At 66.0% G+C, this 22,504-nt stretch carries 15 protein-coding genes and 3 tRNA genes; 5 read left to right on the forward strand and 13 right to left on the reverse strand.

Translation table 11 applies throughout. From position 1 onward, the window contains the following. Positions 1-264: 264 nt before the first annotated feature. From AC1AYX_RS07730 to gltX, 4 genes are all read right to left on the reverse strand, one after another. A tRNA-Gln gene (locus AC1AYX_RS07730) sits at positions 265-339 on the reverse strand. A gap of 37 nt (positions 340-376) precedes the next feature. Continuing rightward, positions 377-449 (reverse strand) — tRNA-Glu (locus AC1AYX_RS07735). A gap of 487 nt (positions 450-936) precedes the next feature. Continuing rightward, a tRNA-Glu gene (locus AC1AYX_RS07740) sits at positions 937-1,009 on the reverse strand. 306 nt (positions 1,010-1,315) lie between these two features. Then, a complete protein-coding gene (gltX, locus tag AC1AYX_RS07745; protein WP_476502944.1) occupies positions 1,316-2,857 on the reverse strand; it encodes a glutamate--tRNA ligase in 1,542 nt (513 codons plus the stop codon). 232 nt (positions 2,858-3,089) lie between these two features. Between gltX and AC1AYX_RS07750 the strand changes: the two genes are divergently transcribed. Together AC1AYX_RS07750 and AC1AYX_RS07755 are read left to right on the forward strand one after the other, a co-directional pair. Then, positions 3,090-3,464, forward strand: a complete 375-nt coding sequence (locus AC1AYX_RS07750; protein ID WP_476502945.1) for a hypothetical protein — start codon at positions 3,090-3,092, stop codon at positions 3,462-3,464. Further along, on the forward strand, positions 3,461-3,823 hold the full coding sequence (locus tag AC1AYX_RS07755; protein WP_476502946.1) for a hypothetical protein: 363 nt from the start codon (positions 3,461-3,463) through the stop codon (positions 3,821-3,823). The genes AC1AYX_RS07750 and AC1AYX_RS07755 overlap by 4 nt, the downstream gene beginning before the upstream one ends. A gap of 100 nt (positions 3,824-3,923) precedes the next feature. Here AC1AYX_RS07755 and AC1AYX_RS07760 read toward each other — a convergent pair whose 3' ends face one another. From AC1AYX_RS07760 to AC1AYX_RS07770, 3 genes are all read right to left on the reverse strand, one after another. After that, positions 3,924-5,417, reverse strand: a complete 1,494-nt coding sequence (locus tag AC1AYX_RS07760; RefSeq protein ID WP_476502947.1) for a UDP-glucose--hexose-1-phosphate uridylyltransferase — start codon at positions 5,415-5,417, stop codon at positions 3,924-3,926. 220 nt (positions 5,418-5,637) lie between these two features. Continuing rightward, positions 5,638-6,750, reverse strand: coding sequence for a hypothetical protein (locus AC1AYX_RS07765; protein WP_476502948.1), 1,113 nt, complete (start codon positions 6,748-6,750; stop codon positions 5,638-5,640). A gap of 147 nt (positions 6,751-6,897) precedes the next feature. After that, complete coding sequence (locus tag AC1AYX_RS07770) at positions 6,898-7,557, reverse strand: histidine phosphatase family protein (protein WP_476502949.1); 660 nt, start codon at positions 7,555-7,557, stop codon at positions 6,898-6,900. Between the two features lie 265 nt (positions 7,558-7,822). Here AC1AYX_RS07770 and AC1AYX_RS07775 point away from each other — a divergent pair, with 265 nt between their 5' ends. Further along, positions 7,823-9,250: an MFS transporter gene (locus tag AC1AYX_RS07775; protein ID WP_476502950.1), complete on the forward strand. Its 1,428-nt coding sequence runs from the start codon at positions 7,823-7,825 to the stop codon at positions 9,248-9,250. A gap of 245 nt (positions 9,251-9,495) precedes the next feature. On the opposite strand, the gene AC1AYX_RS07780 is transcribed toward AC1AYX_RS07775, so the two are convergent. Next, positions 9,496-10,032 carry a GtrA family protein gene (locus AC1AYX_RS07780; RefSeq protein WP_476502951.1) on the reverse strand — a complete coding sequence of 179 codons (537 nt, stop codon included), beginning with the start codon at positions 10,030-10,032 and terminating at the stop codon, positions 9,496-9,498. Between the two features lie 206 nt (positions 10,033-10,238). On the opposite strand from AC1AYX_RS07780, the gene AC1AYX_RS07785 reads away from it, so the two are divergent. Further along, positions 10,239-11,714: an aldehyde dehydrogenase family protein gene (locus tag AC1AYX_RS07785; protein ID WP_476502952.1), complete on the forward strand. Its 1,476-nt coding sequence runs from the start codon at positions 10,239-10,241 to the stop codon at positions 11,712-11,714. Positions 11,715-11,756: 42 nt separating this feature from the next. Continuing rightward, positions 11,757-12,107, forward strand: a complete 351-nt coding sequence (locus tag AC1AYX_RS07790) for a phenylpyruvate tautomerase MIF-related protein (protein WP_476502953.1) — start codon at positions 11,757-11,759, stop codon at positions 12,105-12,107. A 116-nt stretch (positions 12,108-12,223) separates the two neighbouring features. Here AC1AYX_RS07790 and AC1AYX_RS07795 read toward each other — a convergent pair whose 3' ends face one another. From AC1AYX_RS07795 to AC1AYX_RS07815, 5 genes are all read right to left on the reverse strand, one after another. Next, positions 12,224-13,741 carry a formate--tetrahydrofolate ligase gene (locus AC1AYX_RS07795; protein WP_476502954.1) on the reverse strand — a complete coding sequence of 506 codons (1,518 nt, stop codon included), beginning with the start codon at positions 13,739-13,741 and terminating at the stop codon, positions 12,224-12,226. Positions 13,742-13,831: 90 nt separating this feature from the next. Further along, complete coding sequence (locus AC1AYX_RS07800; protein ID WP_476502955.1) at positions 13,832-15,271, reverse strand: MFS transporter; 1,440 nt, start codon at positions 15,269-15,271, stop codon at positions 13,832-13,834. Positions 15,272-15,768: 497 nt separating this feature from the next. Next, positions 15,769-17,388 (reverse strand): C69 family dipeptidase, encoded by a 1,620-nt coding sequence (locus AC1AYX_RS07805; protein ID WP_476502956.1) that lies wholly within the window; start codon positions 17,386-17,388, stop codon positions 15,769-15,771. Positions 17,389-17,673: 285 nt separating this feature from the next. Beyond that, entirely contained in the window at positions 17,674-18,228 is a 555-nt protein-coding gene (locus AC1AYX_RS07810) for a YbhB/YbcL family Raf kinase inhibitor-like protein (protein ID WP_476502957.1), read from the reverse strand. Between the two features lie 275 nt (positions 18,229-18,503). After that, on the reverse strand, positions 18,504-22,388 hold the full coding sequence (locus AC1AYX_RS07815; protein WP_476502958.1) for a fibronectin type III domain-containing protein: 3,885 nt from the start codon (positions 22,386-22,388) through the stop codon (positions 18,504-18,506). Positions 22,389-22,504: the final 116 nt, after the last annotated feature.

Raw genomic sequence — 22,504 nt, forward strand, 5'->3', positions numbered from 1 at the left:
ATCGAGCTTCGGCCTGGATGCAAAAGGAAAGGAAGACAACGGAAATCCTGCGACAGCATCCACACCACGCCCGGGATTTCTAAAACACCACGTTTGGTTCCTATAACCCCCACGGCGCGGTCGTTCCCATGGTGCGGTAACACATATCCTTCACAACCGCGGAATACCGCCGTTTCTTGACACCGCACCATGAGTGGTTTACCGCACCATGGGATGAATGGGAAGGAAAAACAAGAAAACCCTCGCTTGCGCGAGGGTTTTCATTGGCTGGGGTGCCTGGACTCGAACCAAGAATGGCTGAACCAGAATCAGCTGTGTTGCCAATTACACCACACCCCAATTTGGCTGGCGTGTAACTCCGAAGAGTTCCGCGTCGTACCCCCAACCGGATTTGAACCGGTGTTGGCGCCGTGAGAGGGCGTAGTCCTAGACCGCTAGACGATGGGGGCTTATTCTGTTATCCGACATTTCTGCCGTGTTGTTTGGTTCTTTGTGAACCGCGCAACGAGTGATTAATATACGCGCATGCCGGTACGTGCGCAACTTACGGCGTGTCGCCAGTATTTCCAACGGTTTTGCACATCGCGCACAGCGTCCGATACCGCCCGCCGCCTTGCGATTGCGGCGTCTTTTTCATGAAAGAAGGCGGATTGGGCCCCCGGACTGTGGCACCTAGGAGAGGATGACGGACGACATGTCGGCCTCCATGCACTCCCCCGCCTTTCCGGACGCGGCCATCGCACATTCACGATGGAAGGAACGAACGAAACGGACAGGACGAACCAGACGGCATCGTTGCGAACATACCGAGAAGAGAATGGGGATACAGGCAAGCATCACGAACGGCCGCCAGACGGTTCGATGAACAGCAGCCCGAGAGATGCGGGTGCATACGCGAAGGACCCCGACTCGATGAGCCGGGGTCCTTCCTGTCCGTACCCCCAACCGGATTTGAACCGGTGTTGGCGCCGTGAGAGGGCGTAGTCCTAGACCGCTAGACGATGGGGGCGTATTCATTTTTCGGTGTTTTCACCCGCTGCGGCGAACCGCAACGAGTGATTAATATACGTGAGCCGTCCGACTTCGTCAACATCGGCGTGTCACATTGTGACTCCTTGGTTGACAACTCTTTTGTAACCGCTTTCTACCATCCGCCTTGGCGGCATCCTCAGGCGAACACCTCAGGCGAACGACGAATCGCCCCGCTCTTCATCGAAGAGCGGGGCGATTTCGATTCCCACGAGCCGTGGCGTCACGACCTCACACCGTCACCGAACCTATATACAAGGCCCACACGGAACGCGTCACAGACGCATCACAGATGCGCGCGCAGGCCCTTGAGACGGGCAAGCGTCAGGTCGCGGCCGACGATCTCCATGGACTCGAAGAGCGGCGGGGAGACGCGGCGGCCGGACATGGCGACGCGCACCGGGCCGAAGGCGAGGCGCGGCTTGTAGCCGCCCTCCTCGACGAGCGCCTTGTTCAGCGTCTCGTGCAGGTTGTCGGTCTTCCAATCGCCCTCGGAGACGCCTTCCAACGCGGCGATCGCCAGGTCGAGCACGGCCGGCGCGGAATCCTTGAGCTGCTTCTTGGCGCCGTCGTCCGGCTCGATGTACTCGTCGGTCGACAGCAGGGAGCCGACCATGCCGGCGACTTCGCCGAGCAGACGCACGCGCGTCTGGACGAGCGGCGCTGCGGCGGTCAGGATCTCCTGCTCGCGGGCGGTCAGCGCATCCCACGAATCCGCGGAGACCACGCCGTCGCGCTTGAGGTACGGCACGGAGCGACGCAGGAAGTCCTCGGGCTCGAGCATGCGCACGTGCTCGGCGTTGATGGAGATGGCCTTGTCGAGGTCGAAGCGAGCCGGGTTGGCCTTCACGTCGCGCACGTCGAACTTGGCAATCATCTCGTCCATCGAGAACACGTCGCGGTCGGGCGCGATGGACCAGCCGAGCAGCGCGAGGTAGTTGAGCAGGCCCTCGCGGATGAAGCCGGCGTCGCGGTGGTTGAACAGGTTGGATTCCGGATCGCGCTTGGAGAGCTTCTTGTTGCCCTGGCCCATCACGTACGGCATGTGGCCGAACAGCGGGGTCTGCTTGGCGATGCCCAGCTCGATCAGGTAGCGGTAGAGCACGATCTGGCGCGGGGTGGAGCTCAGCAGGTCCTCGCCGCGCAGCACGACGTTGATGTCCATCATCGCGTCGTCGACCGGGTTGGTGAGCGTGTACAGCGGATCGCCGTTCGGGCGGACGATCACGTAGTCCGGCACGGAGCCGGCCTTGAATTCGATGGTGCCGCGGATGAGGTCGTCAAAGGCGATGTCCTCGTCGGGCATGCGGATGCGCAGCGCGGGCTTGCGGCCTTCGGCGCGGAAGGCGGCCTTCTGCTCCTCGGTCAGGTCACGGTCGTAGCCGTCGTAGCCGAAGGCCTTCGGGCGGCCGGCGGCCACGTTGCGGGCCTCGATCTCCTCGGGCGTGGAGAAGGATTCATAGGCGTAGCCCGCGGCCAGCAGCTTGGCGGCGACGTCCTTGTAGATGTCGGTGCGCTCGGACTGGCGGTACGGGCCGTGGGGGCCGCCCACGTCGATGCCCTCGTCCCAGTCGATGCCCAGCCAGCGCAGGGATTCGAGAATCTGGTTGTAGCTTTCCTCGCTGTCGCGCTGGGCGTCGGTGTCTTCGATGCGGAAGACGAGCTTGCCGCCGGTGGCGCGCGCCTCGGCCCAGTTGAACAGGGCGGTGCGGATCATGCCGACGTGTGGGGTGCCGGTCGGGGACGGGCAGAATCGGACGCGCACGTCCTTCGGCAGTTCGGGCTTGTGGTTTTTCGCGGATTCGTTCGCGTGTTCGGCTTCAGTCATAGTCCCCTATTGTGCCGCGCGTGCCGGACGCGTGGGATGCGCCGACCTCCCGCTCCGCACCAAGCCGTCCCCCACTCCGTAATCGTCAACCGTGCCATCCACACTTCCCCACCGCATCCTCACCATCGTGGACTTTCCCCGCCGGCGGACCTACCATCGGCAGCCACCCGCAATGCCCGTCACCGCCCGACGGGCACAACCCGAACAAACGCGCGCCAAAACATACGAGCCGATGCAGGAGACGATGACGATGACGCATGATGACCGACATGACGGCCGCGACAGCGCCGGTCGAGTGTATGACAATCGTCATACACTCGATTACAATGAACAACAACCACCGCGAATCGAGATTCATCCGCATGCGTTGCATGCACACCACATCGATCGAAGCCAGATCGAATCCGCCTTCATCACACGAATCGGTCCGGCGCGCATCCGCAGCCGGGACCGGGACGCCGACCCACCCCGATGGGCGGCCATAGGATTCGACCAGCAGCAGCGTCTCATCGAACTGGTGTACGTGAAGACGGCCGACCCGGAACCACTGATCATCCATGCGAACTATCTCACCAAGGGGTTCTTCAAGGAATGGAGCAGAGCATGACGCAATACATCGCCGAAGACGGAACACCCATCACCGACGACATGGTCGAACGGTGGGCGCAGGAGGCCGAAAAGGGCTTTGCGGATGCCTCGCTCGACCGGGAAGCCGATCCGTTTCCACCCAGCAAGTCCGACATGAGGGCGCATACCATTCGTATCCCCGATGCGCTATGGCGTCTGGTGGAAACCGCCGCGCAGGCCCGACAGGTGACGCCGAGCGAGTACACGCGGCAAGCGCTCAGCGACAGCCTCGCACAATCCGGACTCACCCGCGAGGAGAAGATCCTCATCTACGCCCAAGCGCATCATCTCACCCGGGAAGAGGCCATCGACGAGCTGCTCGACAAGGCTCTGGCCTGACCCGGGCGCGTGACCGTCGGTCCCACGCGTCCGGCGTCACGCGTCCGATGCCGCGTGATATCACGCGACGTCACGTGGCATCGCGTGATATCACGCCGCCTCACGCCTCGGCTTGCGCGGTGCGCGCGAAGCCGAGGGAAGTGAGGAAGTCCGCCGCGTCGCCGCTTGCGGCGAAGACGGCGGTCCCGGCGAGGATGCGACGGCACGTCGCGCCGAGTTCGTCGCGCGCCGCCTCGACCGTTCCGGCCGCGGCACCGGCGACGCCCGCGACGCCTGCCGCGCCAGCCGCGTCGCCGAGCACGCCCAGTTCGTCGGCGAGACGTCCGGGCACCACGAACAGTCCCTGCATGCCGGCCAGTCCGATCTCATCCGTTCCGATGATCGCCTGCGCCGACTCCCCCGCCGCCACGTCGCCGTCCGTTCCGGACGCGGCGTCGCGCAGGATGAGGTTCATCTCGTAGCCGCGATCGGTCGCGATGAGGCTCGCCGACACCGACGCCCCGTCACGGACGACTCCCTCACCGGCACCGGCACCAGCACCAGCGGAAACGCCCTCGCCCTCGACCCACGCGGCGCGGATGCGCTCGGACGCGGAGACGGCCGTACCGGCCGACTGCGCGACGACGCGCACCGCGGTGCCCGGCCAGTCGAGGAGCTCCACGACCGCGTCGGACGAACCGGGCACGGCGAACGTGGCCGCCGCCTCGGCGCGATGCAGCGGCAGGAGCTCGGCGCCGCCCTCGTAGTGCTCGTGCACGGCGGCCGTGCCGCCACGGAGCGCCGACGCGGCGTCGCAGCCGATGAAGTGGCCGGGGAACCGGTCGACGAAATCGATGAGGCGCGCGAACATGTCGGCGTCGGCGATCAGCGGCGTATGCTCCATGCTCGCGCACACGCCATGCTGGCGGACGATGCCGTAGCGCTTGAACCGCCAGAACCAATCGTCGCCGCCGAGCGTGAGCGGCACGGTCCTGAGTGTGCGACGGCCGCGCGGCGCATAGCCTTCGTTCTCATGGCACGCCCCGCACGCGGGGTAGCGTCCGGACACGTCGCCGGAGGCGGGATCCTCCTGCGCGAACTCGGGCTTGGCGAGGTCGATGACGAAGGCGAGACCGTGCGAATCGAATCGGGGGTTCGCGTCGAGCTCGCTCTTCTTCACGGAATCGTTGCCCACGCAGTAGTCGTACAGCCAGCGCATCGCGTCCTCGCCGCCGTCGTCGCGCTCCTCGTCGAGGAAGCGCCGGGCCACGGTCGAGGGGCGTGCGGAGAGCAGGCCCATCACGCCGTCCGCCGCGATCGGCGCCTCGTCGCGCGTGCAGATGCCGGCGACGACGATGGCATCGCGGAACCGGCCGAGCAGCCGGTCGGGGGTCAGCGGTTCACGGGAGGTCGCGCCGGTGCCGCGGTACGTGTCGAGACCGAGCATTTCGAGTATCTCGTTGCGCTTCCAGTCCACGTCGAGCGGGTCGAGTTCGAGCCGCCTCGTCGCGTAGTCGATGAGCGCGTCGATGCTGCCGTACACGTTGGCGAGCGCGTCGGCCTGCGCCGCCGCCTCGCCGTCGATCTCGATGGGGTCTCGATCGGTGAATGCCATGGATGTTCCTCCGCCGTTTGCCGAATGATGCGGGCGTTCCGGGCCGACTTCGTCGCCGGCTACGTCGCGCCATGATGACCCCATCGTAGTCGTCGCGCGGCGTTCCGACAACCGTCGCCGCGACGATACACCGTCGTGATGCACCGTCGCGGCGGCACGACGGACGTGACCGTGCAATCACGCGACCACGTACCCGCAATACGTACCCGCGATCACGCGGTCACAGTTCCACGGTCTCCTTGTTGTCGTTCTTGACGTGCGCGAATTTGGCGGCGAGCGCGGCCTTGTTGCGCTTCTCGTCCTCCTCCTTCGCCTTCTTCTTCGCCTCGGCGGGGTCCCACAGCACGTCCTCGCGGTGCTTCGTCCATTCGGCGGCGGCGAGCGGCGCGACGAACGCTGCGGTCGCGTCGAGCAGGGCGGCGTCCCCCACGCCGGTCGTCGCGCCTTCCGCGGCCGCCGTCGCGGCGTCGGCGAGCGCGGCGGCGCGGGCGGCGAGCAGGTCGCGGATCTGCACGTCGGTCAGGCAGATGCGCGGCACGGAGATCTGTTCGCGCAGCTCGTTGACGACGAGCAGCAGCGGCAGCACGGCGCGCACGGCGGCATCGTCGACCGGTGTATCGGCGGTGACCAGCGCGGCTGGCCCGGTGGCGGAGTCGTCCTCGACAGCGGCGAGCAGCGCGTCGCACACGGTGAGCGCGGCCGCGAACCGGTGCGCCATCGCGTCGACGAGCGCGGGCGACGGCTCATACGCATCGTCGTCGACCGGCACGGCGGCACCGGCGGTGTCCGCGGCTTCGGCCGCGCCGCCGGTCTCGCCGCCATCGCCGCCATCGCCGCCATCGCCGGTACCGTCGCTGGCGACCGCGTACTCCCCCGCGTCGAACGTACCGTCGTTCACGGCGGCTTCGACGGCGTCCAGCGTCGCGTGCACGCGCACGGACGCGGCGTCGTCCCACGTGACGCCGAGGTCGGCGGCGACGTCGTCGACGAGCGTCGCGTCGCCGGTGTCGGAGAAGTCGGCGAGCGCGTCGTAGGCGTCGTTGGCGGCGAGCAGCGCGTCGACGATCGTCTGCGGACGTCCGGGGATCGCGTCCGCGCCCTCGTACACGAATTCGGCGTCCGGCACGGTCACGTCCTCGCCGGTGAGGATGCGGGCGAAGGCGCGCGTCACGCGCACCTGCAGGTTCTCGCCGTATTTCGCGTCGTTGTCCATGCGCATCGCGTCGGTGAGCGGCCACAGCGCGATCAGGCGCGCCGCCTCGCGCGCCGCCTCGCGCACGGCGGGCGCGGCGGCCACGCGCGCGATTCCGGCGGTGTTCAGTTCAGTCATCATGCTCCTTTGCGTTTCGTTTCGGACGGCGTGCGATGCCTTCCGTCGTGCGCGACGCACGGCACCCCACCCGTCCGGCTTCGCCGGCCACCCTCCCCTCTCGCGGGGAGGGAAGCGACCACACGTATCGGCTTTGATTCTAGTGTGCGTCTATTGGATTCCGGCGGCGGGGTCGACATACGTGATGGACATCACACGGCCGGTCTCGCAGTCGAACGTGATGGACGTGATCGAGGCGAGCGCGGTGTGGCGCAGGAACATCCAGTGTTCGGCGTGACCGGTTTCGAGCAGATGACGGAACGACCAGATCGGCGATTCGTGGCTGACGACGATGATCTGCTCGCCGGGGTGCTGTCGGACCTTCTCGCGCGCGAAGTCGCCGACGCGTGCGGCGATGTGCGCGTACGACTCGCCCCAGCTGGGTTTCCACAGGTTCGCGACGAGCCTCCAGTTGCCGTTCCTCCACAGCGCGCCCTCGCCGTGGCCGATGCGCTTGCCCCGGAACTCGTTGCCGGCCTCGATGACGCGTTCGTCGGTCGTGAGCGTCAGCGGTTCCTGCCCGCGCGCCTCGCGCACCGGGTTCAGCGCGTCGAGGATCGCGCCGGCGGTCTCGCGCGTGCGGTCGAGCGGCGACGAGTAGACGGCGGAGACGGTGTTCATCTGCGGGCTCGCGGCGATGTACGCGCCGGTCGCCTCGGCCATGCGACGGCCCACATCGGACAGGTGGAAGTCGGGCAGGCGCTCGTAGAGCAGATGATCGGGGTTGTACACCTTGCCGTGACGGACGAAATGGATGGTGGTGGCGGTCATCGCCGGCCTCCTTCGGGAATCGGTGAACGGTTCGCGATACGGTTCGCACTATGTATTCCAATCTACCGCGGCACGGCCGCGTGTCGCGGCGCACGCGCGCGTAGAGTGGCCGCGACGCAAACGTGCGATATGCGGGAGGAGCCCGCGGACGCACTCCTTTGCGCGACCAACAGGACAAGCACACATCATTCGATGAGGGCTTCGCCGGCCAATGCCACGGCCGTCGGGGGACATCCAATCGGTAGCGGAAAGGAGCGGGTGCGGTATGTCCAATACAGTGATCACCGGAATCAGGGATGTCGCCGGCAAGGTGTTCGGCGGGTATGCGGAGCTGCTGCGCATCCCGCATACGGCACGGTATTCGATCGGCGGCGTCATCGCGTGCATGCCGTTCCCGATGATCGGCATGACGATCACGATCTCCGTGCAGCATTACTACGGCAACTATTCGCTCGCCGGCCTGCTGACCGCGCTCCAGGCGATTGCGCTGGCCGTCGCGACGCCGCTGCTCGGCAAGCTCACCGACAAGTTCGGCCAGCGGCAGGTGTCGATCCCGACGATCATCGTGTGGATCGTCGCGGCGATCGCGCTGACCACGTCGATCACGAACCGTGCGCCGGAATGGGTGCTGTACTGTCTGACGCCGTTCCTCGCCGCGATCCCGCCATGGGGCGCGATGAGCCGCGCGCGCTGGACGCGCCTGCTCAAGGGCGACCGCGAGCGCACCGACCGCGCGCTGTCGCTGTGTGGCGTGCTCGACGAGTGCATGTGGGTGGTCGGCAACCCGCTCGCCTCGACTTTGGCCGTGATCTCGGGCCTGCTCGCGTTCTCGTTCACCGGCGTGTGCGTGATCGTCGGCGCATTGATGTTCCTCACGGAACTCACGACCGAACCGCCGTCGCAATCGGACCTCGCGAGGGCGGAAGGCATCTCGCGCAAGGAGTACCGCGCGCGCGAGGCGGCGAAGGCGGAGGCGCTGCGCGCCGAGACCGCCGCCGAGGAGACGCGACGCCGGCTGCGCGCGCAGGGCGTGACCGACGAGTCAATCGTTTCACGTGAAACAATGCGCGCGATCGAGGAGGCGAAAAGCGGGCGGAAGGCGTCGATCTGGGGGCCGGGACTCATCGCCGTATGCGTGACGTGGTTCGGCCTGGGCGCGTTCCAGTCGGCCGCCGGCATCTCGATCATCGCGTTCGCGACCGAGTCGAATATGAAGCAGTACACGGGATTCGTGTTCGCCTGCTTCTCGATCAGCTCGCTGTGCGGAGCACTCGTGTACGGCGCGAAGAACTGGACGATCCCGCTGTGGAAGCGGTTCTACTTCTGCCTCGCGGTGGTGAACCTCGGCATCGGGTCGTTCATGTTCGCGAAGCACCTGTGGGTCATCATGATCATCTACCTGCTGATCGGCGTATGCCAGGCGCCCACGTGGATCAACGGCAACCAGCTGATGCTGCACCTCGTGCCGCCGTCGCGGCTCACCGAGGGCATGGCGTGGATGGGCGCGATGAACTCGATCGGCTCCTCCGCCGGATCGGCGATCGCCGGCCAGTTCATCGACCGTATGGGCTCGCACGGCGGCTTCATGGTCGTCACCGCCCTGGCGATCGGCTCCTTGGCGATCGCGCTCGTGGGGTTGAAGCAGATCAAGACCTCCACCGAGCAGCCGACCCTCACCGAAGTGTCAGTGTGAGAACATACCTTGGCCCCCTCTGACGAGGGGGCTGTCGAACGCAGTGAGACTGGGGGAGAGATAGCTGGAACGAAACGTTCATGGTCTCTCCCCCAGTCCGCTTACGCGGACAGCCCCCTCGTCAGAGGGGGCCAAGGATGGACGGACTGCCTACGGCCCCACACCAGAGAGGGCCAAGAGTCCTAAAACAAAGGCCTGCGTGATGGATGTCCATCACGCAGGCCTCCTCGTATGCACGTCGCCCTTTACTTCGGCCAGCCCTTTGGGGTGTGTTCCAGGGACCAGACGCCGAGCTTGTGGGAGAAGCTGTTCTGCCACTTCGCTTCGAGTTCCTCGGCGCTGAGGCGGTTCTCGGCGGACTTGAGACGGTTCATCGCGTTCGTGTGCGTGTCGTCGAGCAGCCACTTGCGGATGAGGAAGTTCCACACCATCACGACGGCGGTGGCGATCAGCTTGCCGACGTTCGTGCGCAGCAGGTACTCCGCGTGCTGCGTGACGTAGGCGTCGTGGTTCATGCCGTAGGTGGAGATCCAGATGATCGCGTCGTTCATGAACAGGCCGATCACCGCGCCCACGACGAAGATGACGATCTCCATCCAGCGGGCCATGTCGTCACGATGCTTGAACACGAACTTCATGCTCGCCAGATAGTTGAAGATCAGCGAGATGATGAACGAGATGGTGGCGGCGATCACGTTGTGCATGTGGAACACGCCGACCAGGATGTTGAGGATGCCCCAGTCGATGATGAAGGCGATCACGCCGACGATGCCGAATTTCATAAGCTGTGCGATCAGTTTTCTCACAAGGGGCCATTCAACACCATCCATCTGACCGGAAGGCCGCTCCTCCGCCAGTCAGCCAACAATCTCCCCATTCGGGAGCCGATTGCCGACGCGCCTATCATGGCTATGACACCGGCTATGACGCATGGGTGTCATGCGAAAGCGAACGACGAAAGGCGGAGGACGGCATGGACCACATCAGGATGTATATCGATGGACGGTGGATCGATTCCCCGTCCGGAAGGACGGCGCAGATCATCAACCCCGCCGACGGCCGCCCGGCGGCGACGATGACGCTCGGTACCGCCGGGGATGCGGACAGGGCCGTCGCCGCCGCCGAACGGGCGTTCAGGCCCGGCTCGTCATGGCGGGAACTCGCCACGGACGAACGCGCGGAACTGATGCTCAAGGCCGCCGACCTGATCGAGGAGCGTGCGGACGAACTGGCCACGGCCGAGACCAACAGCGTGGGACGCGTATACCGGGAGACCAGATACGACGACGTGTATGCGGCCAGCGGCGCGTTCCGCTATTACGCCGGACTCGTCCACGAACTGCAGGGCAGGTCCTCCATCGCGAACGGCGACATGATGACCGTGACCGTCCGCGAGCCGCTGGGCGTGTGCGCAGTGCTGGCGCCATGGAACTATTCGATGGGCACCACGGCCGCCGGGATGGCCCCCGCGCTGGCGGCCGGCAATACGGTGGTGGTCAAACCGTCGTCGCTCTCCCCCGTCGCCACGGCGATGATGGTCCAGGCCATGGCCGATGCCGGATTCCCCGCAGGCAGCGTCAACCTGGTGCTCGGCTCCGGCTCCGAGGTCGGCACCGCCATCGCCCGTAACGAGCACGTGGCCAAGATCACCTTCACCGGCGGCACCGAGACCGGCAGGGACATCATCGCGAAGTCCGCGACCAGCGTCAAACGCTATGCGATGGAGCTGGGAGGCAAATCGCCGTTCATCATCTTCGACGACGCGGATCTGGACGTCGCCGTCGACCGGCTCATGTTCGGCGTCTTCCTCAGCCAGGGGCAGGTGTGCGTCGCGGGTTCGAGACTGCTGGTCCAGGACACCGCCTACCGACGGGTGATGGACCTGCTTGAGGAACACGTTCCCGCAATCCGCATCGGCATGCCGATGGATCCGGACACCGAGTTCGGTCCGATGGTCTCCAAGCGGCACATGGAACGGGTGCTGGACTACATCCGCATCGGCCGGGAGGAAGGCGCCAAGGTACTCATCGGCGGCCACCGGATCACCGAGGGCGAGTTCGCGCAGGGATATTTCGTCGAACCGACCGTGTTCGTGGACTGCACTCCGGACATGCGCATCGTGCAGGAGGAGATCTTCGGCCCGGTGCTCACCGTGCAGACCTTCACGGATGAGGCCGAAGCCATCCGACTCGCCAACGACACCCGCTACGGTCTCGCCGGCGGCGTGTTCACCTCGGACATGGGCCGGGCGCTGCGCGTGTGCACCGGCGTGGACACGGGCATCATGTGGGTCAACACGTATATGGACGACACCCAAGGCATGTCGGTCAGCCCCCACGGGCAGAGCGGCACGACCGTGGACGGCGGTCTCGACGGGTTGAAGGAGTACACCGTGCTCAAGCAGATCAATCTGAAGTTCACCCCGTCCAAGGCGGGCTGGTTCGGCGGCGTATCCGGGAACTAGACTGGGGCCGTACATCGTACCATATTCCGTCAAGGAGGAATCATGCCCGTCATCCATACCCATGTGTCCGTGAAGACCACGAAGGAGCAGCGCGAGGCGCTGAAGGCCGCGTACGGCAAGGCGATCACCGCCGTGCCGGGCAAATCCGAAGGCTGGCTCATGTGCCCGTTCGAGGATGATATGCCGATCTACTTCGGCGGCTCCGACGACCAGCCGGCCGCCTACGTGGAGGTCAACGTGTTCGGCCGCGGCGCCATCCCCGGCTCCGCGTGGGAGAAGCTCACGAAGAGCATCATGGCCGCGCTGAACGGCGAGCTCGGCATCCCCGAGGACCGCACGTACATCCGCTACACCGCCACCTCCGACTGGGGCTGGAACGGCGGCAACTTCTGAGCCGCTAGCGACAGAAGACGGAAAACCCCGCCATTGTGGCGGGGTTTCGTTATTGTCCTGCGACGCTCGCGACGCTATCGCTGCTCGCTGCTACGAACAGTCCACCGGACTGTTCGTCAGACGATCTTCGGCATCGGGGTGGTGAGCGACGTGGTGAGGTTCACGTGGACCAGGCCGGCGCCGGCGTGCACTTCGACCTTCTTCAGGGTCACGGTGCGCTCGTCCTCCGGGGCGCGGTCGTTGTCGGTCATCGTCGCCGGGGACTTGACCGCGACCAGCGCGAGGTCGGCGAGGGAGAAGCCGGCGGACTCGCACAGCTTCACGGCCTCGTCGCGGGAGGCGAGGAAGCCGTCCTTGAACTTGACGCGGTCGGCCGGAACGCCGTACGCGTGCTCGGCGACCCACTTCACGTTCTCGATGACGGACATGCCCTTGTGGCTGTGCGGACGGGCCGGCATCGAGCCGTTGGTGAGCACGTCGACGAACGCGTCGAGCTGCGGGGCGAGCGCCTCGCCGCCGTCGCGGTACAGGTTGCCGATGATCGGATCGCGGAACTCGAGCTTGGCGGCGGTCTCCTTCAGGGCCGGAATCTGGTCGTCCTCGCCGTCCCACAGGTTGACGAGCGGGAACGTCGGGATGTCGAGGCCTTCGAGACGGTTCACGTGGAACGGGTAGCGCCAGGAGAGCTCCGGATCGTCGCGCCACGTGGACGCGCGGGTCACGACGATCGCGGCGGACGGCCACTGCGCGTCGAACTCGCGGCAGGCGATGTCGAGCCACTTCTGCGCGCCCGCGTCGGTGCCGTAGCCGGCTTCGACGATGACGACGTCGTGCAGCGCGCACGCCATCTCGACGGAAACGAGCGTCGGGATGCCGATGGACACGTTGGCGAACGGGCCGCCGTGCACGTAGACCGGGGAGCCGTTGACGGTCTCCGTCTTCGCGGGCTTGACCGCGTCGGCGAGGATGCCGGTGATGCGCCACAGGTCGACGAACTCGCCGAACGTGACGGCCTTGCCATCCTTCGTGCCGGCGATCATCTTCGCGACGCGCTGGCCGATCTCGTCCATCGAACGGGACAGCACGACGATCTGCATGAGCTCGCAGGTCGGGGTGAGCACGACCTTCTCCTTGACGTCGCCCTTGCCGTAGTCGACGGCGATGGAACGCAGGGAGCGGGACGGCACTTCGGAGACGCGCGGCACGAGGATCGTGTCGAGCTTGCCCTCGTCGACGGCCTTCTCGGCGAAGGAGACGAGCAGGTTCTGGGCCGCCTCGATGGCGCCCATCTCGCCGCACAGACCCCAGTCGATGAGCTCCGGGTGGGTCAGGGAGGCCTTGCCGCCGCCGGACGCGCCGCCCTTGGAACCGGCGGCGGTGATGCCCATGCTCGGCTGGCGCAGCACGGCGGCCGCGTCGATGCCGCGCTCGTTGAGCGCGTCGATCAGGGCGATGGTCGTCGTGGTCTTGCCCTCACCGCGCGACGCCTTGAGCGGGGTGTCCGCCGTGACGAGCACGACCTTGCCGTGCTTGCGCGGGGCGTCGGGGTTCTTCTTCAGGTAGTCGAGGTAGCCGAACGCGTCGATCTTCTCGACCAGGCCATACTGGCTGGTGAAGTCTTCGATGGTGGTCATTGTTCTCCTATGTCTCCTACTCGCATCCGAAGATGCCGGAATCAACGCGCACAATGATGCCACACCCATTGGCACGTATTGTTTCATAGCCTACAACCCGTGATTCCCGAGACTCGATTCCGCGGGCGAAGCGCCTACCTTACCCGAGACCGTATGTCTCGTGACGCCGCCCACATGGCCAAGCCAGCATCCGAGCGGGATGGTGAGCACGCCGCCGATGATGAAGATGAGCCGCACGTCGATCATGTCGGACAGCGGCCCGAAGACCATCATGCCCAGCGGGGTACCGAAGGTGGAGAACGCGTTCAACAGTCCGAACACGCGGCCCTGCATGTCCTCCGACGATTCCTGTTGGAGCATCGTGAACGCCGGCGATGCGGCCAGCGGCGTGGCCAGTCCGGTCAGGAAGTCGATGATCAGGAACACGAGCAGCGTCGGCGCGAGGCCCAATCCGGCCGTGGTGATGCCGATCAGCACGAATCCCACGGCCACCGCGCGCAGGCAGTCATGGATGCGTTTGGCGCCGATGGACGACATCAGCAGCCCGCCGAGGATCATGCCGATGCTCCACGCCAGCTCGTTGGCAGCCAGTTTGTCCGACGTGCTGGAGAGCACGGCGAACCCGAGGTTCAGGTCATCGTGTCGGTATTCGCGGTTGATCAGCAGCAGCGTGAGGTTCATCGGTGCCACGTTGATGAAGCAGACCAGCGCGTTGCCGAGGATGACGCTTCTGATGCGCCGGGACCGCCACGCGTACGCGAAGCCCTCCCGCAGGTCTCGGATGACGCGCGCGGCGGCGCCAGGTACCGCAACGGTTTCGCCGGTTGTCTCGCCGCCGGTCTCCTGCACGCCGGCCGATTCGGGGACGCGTATGCACGCCGTGAATCCGATGCCGATGACGGCCGTGGTCACGTCGACGAACAGGATCGCCCACAACGGCAGGACATTGACCAATACGGCGGCCAGCGCGGGCGCGGCGATCTGATTGGCGGACTGCAGGGTCCCGTTGACGGAGTTGACCCGCATCAGCTTGGATTCCGGTGTGATCTGCGGAATGAACGACTGCACGGCCGGAGTCTGCACGCCACCTCCCGCCGACCGTAGGGCGAGCACCAGCATGATCAGCGGAAGCCCCGCCCAGCCGGTCGCGAACGCCGCGGCCAACAGGACGGTGAGACCCGCGATCACGGCATCGGGCAGGATGATGAGCAGTTTACGGTTCCACCGGTCGGCCCAGACGCCGCCGAACATGGACACCACGGCCTGCGGCAGGCAAGTGACGATCATCGCCGCAGCCATGACCGAACCGGAATCCGACCGCATGACCAGATGCCAGAAGATAGCGTATTGCACCACCGACGAGCCCAACAGCGAGAGCGTCTGCCCGGTCAGCAGCCGCGCGACATGTCGTTTCCAGGCCGTGCCGCGCGATGGGGCCGCCGGCTGGCGGTCGGTTGGGCTGAGGGAGCCCGATGATGGCGTATTGGATGACGTATGAAGTGAAGTATTGTCCGAGGTATTGGTTGACATGACGATCCTTGGGTATCCGTCTCCCGCATGCCGATGAACGGGAGGTCCGATGATGACGACGGACGGCGCACGGATACAGCTCGAACATGGTCGCCGAAAACCGCTGGATCAAGGCATGCCGACGACCACGCGTCAGCGTGGGAAGGGCATACGAAGGGCCATAGGGAAAAGGCCATAGGGGCCGCAACAGCGGTGAAACGGGAGACGACGAGCCGCGTTACGCGCGCCCGCCGGTCACGCGCGGGCGGAACTGGATCCTCGCCATCACGCATGACATGATCATCATGCAACATCTCATGCGCGTCACGATACCAATCCGCCGAACCGCTCGCGCACGGCATCCGGAATCTGGACGGACCCCAGAAGTCTCCCCCACCCCCATACACCAGCGGCCGGAAGAGGAGCGTCGCCTCTTCCGGCCGCTGTCCGGCGTATCGGGCATCTCACGCGCAGCACCTGATCACGCAGGCGGCTGCGCCGGGCGTATCCGGACGAACCTAGAAGTCGGACATGTGGAAGCCGTTCTTCATGGCCATGGAACGCGTGTACAGCACGGAGTCGAGCAGCTTGTCGGTCTCGACGCGCAGCTGGTCCGCCATGGTCTGGTTGGCGGCGGCCAGGATTCCGCGCACCTCGCCGTTGCGCACGGCGTCGATGATCGCGTCCGGCTCGAGCGGCTGCACGTCGCCATCCACGTTGTCCGCCTCGAACTCCTCTTCGGCGGCGGATTCCGCGGCGGCCTCCGCGTCCGTGAGACCCAGCCGCGCGACCTGCTCGTCGGTGGCGGCGACGAGACGGTGCCCGGCGGCGAGCGTCTTCTGCTGGTAGCGTTCGACGGCGTTCGCGGTGTCGGCGAACGCGCCGTCGCACAGGGCGGCGATCACTCGGTTCGCCCAGTAGAAGTTCTCGGTGGTGACGCGCGTCGTCGTGTCGGCGAGGTAGGCGGGGGTCGCGTCCACGTTCGGGTAGAACGGGACGAGCGTGTTGAACGGGTTGGAGCCGTACGCCATCCACTGGATCGCGCGGTTCGCCTGCGGACGGTACGGGCGGATCTGCATGACGGCGAGCTGGCTCTGGCGGTTGATGCCGATCGGACGGTACATGTGGCGCGTGTGCTCGTCGCCGCGCTTGCCGTACGGATCGTACGGGGTGCCCTGGTAGTGACCGGACAGCACGTACTTGACGTCCTCGATCGTGATCTTGCGTTCGGGCTGGCGGGCCCACGGGATGTCGTTGTTCTCCGGGCCGTGGTCGGCGTCCGCGCCGTCCCACACCTCGTCGTACGGGTTGAGGAAGCGCTGCATCCACCAAGCACGTGGCGTGTTGTACACGTGGTCGGAGTCGGAGTGGGAGCCGAACGCGTCGCGTGGGTTGAACGGCGTCGTGTTCTCGACGGCGAGGTCGAGGTGGTTCTCCTCGATGAACTCGGCGAGGTCGGCGGAGCACATGTGGTCCTCCTGGTCACCGAGCGCGTCGTCGAGGTCGAACTCGTCGATGCCGAGCTGGTTCGGCATCGTCACGTACGCCTCGTCCGGCACGCGCTTGGCGATCCAATGATGGCCGCCGACGGTCTCCATCCACCAGATCTCGTTAGCGTCGGAGAACGCGGTGCCGTTCATCTCGTACGTGCCGTACTCCTCGAGCAGCGCGCCGAGGCGGGCGACGCCCTCGCGCGCGGTCCTGACGTACGGCAGGACGATGGTGAGGAAGTCCTCCTCGCCGATGCCGCCGGGGATCTCCGGCTCGTAGTCGGCGTCGCCGGGCGTGCCGTGCGCCGGGACGCGCTCGACAAACGGGTCGGCGCCGAGCACGCGCTCGTTCGTGGTGAGCGTTTCGGTGGCGCTCATCGCGACGTTCGCCTCGTTGACGCCCGCCTCGCCCCAGATGCCTTCCTTGCGGTCCGCGTTCGGCACGGACGTGTATTGCAGCGGATCGTCCGGCAGGTCGATTTCGACGTGGGAGATGACGGACTTGTAGCGGCGCGGCTGGTCCTCGGGCTTGATGACGAGGAACTGCTTCGGATTGAACTCGCCGTTCGCGGAATCCTCGTTGCGGGCGATGATGGTCGAGCCGTCGTAGCTCGCGTCCTTGCCGACCAGAATCGTGGTGCAGGCCATAAGTGTGTGTTGTCCTTTCTGTAGTGCGTTTTTCCGTAGACGTTCCGTAGGTGCGGTGTCGCCTCCCTCTGACGAGGGAGGTGTCATGCGAAGCATGACGGAGGGAGAGACGGGAGCGGCCCGCGGGCCGCGGGAAACGGCATCGCGCAACGCGCGATTCATGCCGTTGCGGACCGGCGTCCGTGGTCTCTCCCCCACCCGGCTTCGCCGGGAGCCCCCTCGTCAGAGGGGGCCGAGGAAAGCGCCATGCGCCGTGGGGCGCGTGTCCGAGGCGGTCCGGGGCGATCAGGCCCGGCCGGTGAGGAAGATGCCGGCCTGGTCGGGGGTCTCGCCGGCCTCGCGCAGCTTGTGGAGCAGCTCGTTCATCCAGAAGCCCTGGTTGAGACCGGGCAGCGGGTTCTTCGTGGCGTAGACGTGCAGGTAGTAGTCGTGGTCCTTGTCCGGCGGCTGCGGGCCGTTGTACCGCATGGTGACGGCCGGGTCGTTCTCGCGGCCCACGAACTTGGAGGCGGACGAGTTGCGGCCCTGCACGGCCTCGGGAATCATCGAGGCCATCTGGCGGGAGAAGTCCGGCGGGATGGCGAGCGCGTGCGCGTCGTTGAAGTCGAACATCAGCGCGTCGATGGGCAGGTTCGCGACGGTCCAGTGGATCCATTCGAATCCGCACACGGGAATCGAGTCGGGGTCGGTGAACGTCCAGTGCAGATACTGGGCGTCCGGCGAGACCTCGTCGATGTAGAAGGGGAAGGAGATGACGGGCACGCCGCCCGTGCGGTACTCGGGCGCCGCCGCCTTGGCGAAATCGTCCGGAACCACGGTGAAATCAGCTGAGATCTTCATGTCTCCCAGTGTATCGCGCGGAAACGCGGCGAACGCGACGGGAGACGCGCGCGGATGGCGGAACGACGGAACGACGGAACGACGACGCGCCCGTCCGCCGCGAACGTGCGGACGGGCGGGCGCGGGAACGCCGGATACGGTGGGGAAGACCGCCGTCGGACGGTCCTCCCCACCATGACGTGATATCACAAACAATGTCACGTGATGTCGGTCACGTCACGTCGGTCACGTCACGTCACGTCGCGCGTGACGGTGACGACGTGACGCGCCGCCGTTCACCGCCTCGCGCGATCGACCATGAAGGCGGCGCCGCCGGCAATCAGGCACAGCAGCATGAGCGCGATCGGCACGACGATCGAGGTGCCGGTGTTCGCCGTCGTCCCGGCGGACTTCGCCGCGCCGTCGGCCTTGGCGGCCGGCTTCTTCGCGGAGCCGTCGGACGGCTTCTCCGACGGTCCCGCCGGCTGGTCCGGTTCGGACGGGTTGCCCGGTTCGGACGGTTCCGTCGTCGCCTTCTTCAGCGTGCCGGAGAGCGCCGTGATGGCGTTCTCGATGGACTGGGCGTCGGAGGCCCTGGCGTCGTACTTGAGGTAGGCGGCGTCCGCGAGGTTCGCGGCGAGCGTCTTGGCGTCCGCGATGGCCTTCTCGAACGCCTTGCGGCTGGCTTCGGTGTAGGTCGTCTCGTAGCTGTCGGCCTTGGTCGTCGCCTCGGCGTCAGCAATCTTCCCGTTGAGGTCCGGCAGCTTCGACAGGTCGACGTCGTCGCCCAGCTGACGCACCTTCTCATCGGTGGTGACGCCGATGAACTTGCCGAACTTGGCGGTGTTGTCGTTGCCGTCCGCGTCGGTGTTCGTCAGGCCGGGATCGTTGCCGTAGACGGCGGTGCCGTAGGTGGCACCGGTCGTGCTGTCGGGATCCGGGGTGCCGTTGCCCTGGTAACGCAGGAGGAACTTGCGCGACCAGCTCGTGATGTTCGGACCGCTGCCCACCGGCGCGCCCACACCGTTGATGATGGTGTTGAACGTGCGGACGGCCTTGGCGTTGTCGTCCGCGTTCTTCAGATCGGCGAACGACTGGGTGGCGACGTTCTCGATGATCACGCCCTTGGAGTTCGGCACTTCGACGGCGTTGTCCATCTCCATGGCCGTGGTGCCGGCGCCGGTGTGCTGGTCGGGATCGGTGGGATCGCCGTCATCCTGGGTGCCGGCGTCCTTCGCCTTCTCGGGACCGGTGTAGATGAACACGTTGTAGATGCCGAGGCCCACGGCGTAGTGCTTCTTCACGGTGTTGGCGACCTTGTAGGCGGCGTAGCCCTTCACGGTGCCGTTGTGGCTCATCCAGCCGGCCTGATCGACCGGGTCGTAGCACTTCTCGTTCTGGTAGAAGAACGTCTTGCCGTTCTCGCCGTTCCAGAGCGTATCGTACTCCTCGTGGTGCTCGTTGAACAGGGCGTACGCCGTCACGTCGTCGCCGTTCACGACGAGGCCGTTCTTGGAGTAGTTCCACTGCTTGCCCCAGCCGACGCCGGCGCCGTGGTCGGCGCGCCAGATCCAGAAGTGGTCGGCGATCGTGTTGCCGGTGTTGATCTCGATGCCGGTGTCGGCCGAGGTCGTGCCGTCGGTGGTGCCGCCGATGCGGAAGAAGATGTCCTGCAACTCGATCGGGTTCTTGGCGTCGCCGGCGGTCTTCGTGGTGCCCACCTGCAGCAGGTACTTGGAGTGCTTGCCGGCGTCGAGGATGAGCCCGGCGAGGCGGACGCCCTTCTGGGCCTTGTCGGAGACGCGGATGGCCGTATCCTCGTTGTCCGAGATGATGGTCGCCATGCCGGTGCCGAGGACGACGACGCCGCTGCGGTCGATGTCGATCGGGGTCTCGGCATGGTAGATGCCGGGCGTGAGGTAGATGTTCTTGCCGACAGCGATCTGCTTGTTGATCTCGGCGGCGGTGTCGGTCGGCTTGGCGATGTAGAACTCGGAGAGCGGGATGCTCGTGCCCTTGCCCATGCCGTCGTTCGCCTTGCCCTTGCCCCAGCTGACGCCCTTGGCGTTCTCGCGGTAGCCGGGCACGAACACCTGGTATTCGCCGTTGTCGTCAAGGTAGAGGAACGGCTTCTCGGCGATTTTCTCGGTGGAGTCGATGGCGGTCGTGACCTGCTGGTTGTTCCCGTCGCCGGCGATGCCCCAGTTGCTGGCGCCCTTGGTGCCGACGAGTTCGGTGCCGGTCTTGCCGTCGGAGCCGGGCACATTGCTCGCGGTCACGCCCTGCAGGAAGTTGTTGAGCGTGGTGCCGTACGCCGCGCCCTTGAGCTCGGAGTTGCGGGTGTAGAACTGCTGGCCGGATGCGGTGCCGGCGGTGTTGCCGCCGTCATCGCCCTCGAGCTTGGAGTCGGCGGTGTAGCCGCCGGACGCCCAGCCGTAGTTCCAGTCGTAGGCGACGGCGCGGTCGGTCCACACGCGGCGCATCGGCGCGGCCTGGGCGACGCCCCAGTTCATGTAGTCGGGGCGCCAGGACTGGTTCAGCTCGGCGGGTCGCGAATCGCCCGGCGCAAACGTGGCGTTGCCGGACTTGCCGTTCTCGGTGTGGGTGTTCTTCACGCCGAGGTTCTCGATGGAACGCCAGAAGTTGCAGGTGGCGTTGCCCTGCTGGGCCGAGGCGCCGGCGTTCGCGGCGAGGTAGGAGGACGTGGAGACGTTGTTGAGCATCGTGTCGGTCGGGATCTTGCCGAGGCCATTCAACGAGGTGTAGAAGCCCACGTTGATGTTGGAGATCACGTTGCCGTCCTTGACGTAGCTGCCGGGCTTGAAGTAGACCTGCCAGTGGTCGCTCCTGAACTGGGCGTCGGCGGCGATGTCGTTCTGCTTGGTGAACAGGTCGGCGAGGACCTTGTCGACCTTGACCATGTCATCGGTGGGGGCGAACACGAGCGTGTGGTCGCCGAAGAGCTCACGGTCGAGGGAGGCGGCGGTCTCGGGCAGGTCGGAGGCGTCGCCGTCCTCGTTCACGGTGACGACCTTGTAGTAGTTGGCGTATTTGCCGCCCTCGTTGAGCTTCTCGTCGGTGTAGGTGGTGCCGGTCACGGGCTTGTCGCCGGTGACGCTCACGAAGTCCTCGTCCGCGGCGTAGGCGGACTTGGCGCGCAGCACCTTGTAGCCCTTGGCGCCCTCGACCTTGTCCCAGGTGAGCGTGATGGCCTTGCCGTTCTTGGCTTCCGCGGCTTTCACGTTCGTCGGCGCGGCCAGACGCACGCCCTTGGCGGTCGTCAGCGCGACGGCGTCGGTCGCGGCGGAGGCCGCGGCCGTGCCGTTGAGGCTCTTGACGGTGACGTCGTACGAGGTGCCGGCGGCGAGGTCGCCGAGCGTCGCCTGGGTGGCGGTCGTCTTGAGCGTGACGGTCTGCTTGCCGGCGTCGGTCGGCGTGGCGTCGATCTCGTAGTCCGTGACGAAGGAGTCTCTGGCGGCGGTGAAGCTCACGTCGGCCGTGGCGTTGGTGACGTTGGACACGGTCACGCCGGTCGGCGCGGCGGGCGTCTTGTCCGTGTGGACGATGAAGTGCCCCGCGGCGGCGTCCACGGTGTCGGTGGAGTCGGTCACGACCAGATTCGTGCCGTCGGACTTGAAGAGCTCGTTGGTGTCGGTGTCCTGGAAGGCGACGGTGCCGTCGCCGGCGGGCACGAGTTTGATGGATTCCCAGCCGCCGTAGCCGCCGTCATCCTTCACGCAGACCTTGCCGTTGTTCTCCGCGGCGATGCTGGTCCAATCGGTGTTGTTGCGGACGTGGCCGCCCTTGAGGCGGGCGTTGCTCTTCTTGCCTTTGACCGTGACCGTGCGGGCGCCGTTCTGGTCGCCCCAGCCGACGATGCTCCACAGCGTGGAGTCGTCGGACGCGGCGGTGAACGTGACGGGCGAGTTCACCGTTCCGGGATCGGTGACGTACTCGCCTGAACCGACGTAGGCGTCGCCGTCCTTCTTCGCGAGCTCGATCCTGATGTCGTTGCCGAGACCGGCGTCGGCGGTGGTGTCCGCCGTGGTATCGGCGGTGGCATCGGCGGCCTGGGCCGTGGAGGCGGCCGTCAGACCGCACAGCAGCGTGGCGCACGCGACGAGCGCGCCGACCGCGGCGCGCCATCGGGTCGAAGCCCCTCCTTCATTGGAGTTCCCCATGAGATTCCTTTCTTCCATCCTCACCCGTCCTCCGTGGCCAGGTGCATGAGTACATGAATGCATGCAGTGCATAAGGCGCATAACGCGCATAAGCGCGTGAACGACATCGCGCGTGA

The sequence above is a fragment of the Bifidobacterium sp. LH_419 genome (assembly GCF_056356955.1).